We start from the raw sequence: 262 nt of genomic DNA, 5'->3' as shown, positions 1-262 counted from the left end.
CATACATATGTTATTTAATTCCCCAGTAAAAAACTAAGATGAAAACATCTTAGTAATACCGGCGGCCGGGGTCGAACCGGCACGCCCTCAACGGGCACTGGATTTTGAGTCCAGCGCGTCTGCCAATTCCGCCACGCCGGCATTTCGATAAATTGTACTAAGGCGGTAACCGGATTTGAACCGGTGATGAAGGTTTTGCAGACCTCTGCCTTACCACTTGGCTATACCGCCATTATACGATTATCAATCTATAAAATTTATA

The 262-nt window shown here is 45.4% G+C and carries 2 tRNA genes; both read right to left on the bottom strand.

The annotated features are described in order from the left end of the window. Positions 1 to 56: 56 nt before the first annotated feature. Positions 57 to 141: transfer RNA gene (locus AB3I20_RS12785), tRNA-Leu, on the bottom strand. Between the two features lie 19 nt (positions 142 to 160). Next, a tRNA-Cys gene (locus tag AB3I20_RS12780) sits at positions 161 to 231 on the bottom strand. Positions 232 to 262 lie beyond the last annotated feature (31 nt).

This window comes from Enterococcus sp. C50 (assembly GCF_040887505.1).
Taxonomy (GTDB): domain Bacteria; phylum Bacillota; class Bacilli; order Lactobacillales; family Enterococcaceae; genus Enterococcus_B; species Enterococcus_B thailandicus.
Note: the sequence above shows the minus strand (reverse complement) of the source record. Positions and strands in the feature narration are given on the sequence as shown.